General features: G+C 58.4%; 1 rRNA gene. It reads right to left on the bottom strand.

The window, feature by feature from the left end:
* Positions 1–871 (bottom strand): 16S ribosomal RNA (locus ACWIF2_RS40750); the annotation flags it as partial.
* Between the last annotated feature and the right edge of the window lie 181 nt (positions 872–1052).

The following is a 1052-nucleotide window of genomic DNA, read 5'->3' as shown; positions in this document are numbered from 1 at the left end:
GGCCGTACTCCCCAGGCGGGGCACTTAATGCGTTAGCTGCGGCACGGACAACGTGGAATGTTGCCCACACCTAGTGCCCACCGTTTACGGCGTGGACTACCAGGGTATCTAATCCTGTTCGCTCCCCACGCTTTCGCTCCTCAGCGTCAGTATCGGCCCAGAGATCCGCCTTCGCCACCGGTGTTCCTCCTGATATCTGCGCATTTCACCGCTACACCAGGAATTCCGATCTCCCCTACCGAACTCTAGCCTGCCCGTATCGACTGCAGACCCGGGGTTAAGCCCCGGGCTTTCACAACCGACGTGACAAGCCGCCTACGAGCTCTTTACGCCCAATAATTCCGGACAACGCTCGCGCCCTACGTATTACCGCGGCTGCTGGCACGTAGTTAGCCGGCGCTTCTTCTGCAGGTACCGTCACTTTCGCTTCTTCCCTGCTGAAAGAGGTTTACAACCCGAAGGCCGTCATCCCTCACGCGGCGTCGCTGCATCAGGCTTTCGCCCATTGTGCAATATTCCCCACTGCTGCCTCCCGTAGGAGTCTGGGCCGTGTCTCAGTCCCAGTGTGGCCGGTCGCCCTCTCAGGCCGGCTACCCGTCGTCGCCTTGGTGAGCCATTACCTCACCAACAAGCTGATAGGCCGCGGGCTCATCCTTCACCGCCGGAGCTTTTAACCTCCACTCAGGAGAGTGGAAGTGTTATCCGGTATTAGACCCCGTTTCCAGGGCTTGTCCCAGAGTGAAGGGCAGATTGCCCACGTGTTACTCACCCGTTCGCCACTAATCCACCCCGAAGGGCTTCATCGTTCGACTTGCATGTGTTAAGCACGCCGCCAGCGTTCGTCCTGAGCCAGGATCAAACTCTCCGTGAATGTGTACCGGTAATCCGGTCGACACACACGAGAGCGGAACAGTCAGGCGGAATAGGCCCGACCGTTCACAGCGTCCTCGCTGTGTTTTTTCAAAGGAACCTCGTCCCAGCGAATGCTGGAGACGGGGTATCAACATATCTGGCGTTGACTTTTGGCACGCTGTTGAGTTCTCAAGGAACGG

Source organism: Streptomyces sp. NPDC055506, assembly GCF_053643595.1.
Note: the sequence above shows the minus strand (reverse complement) of the source record. Positions and strands in the feature narration are given on the sequence as shown.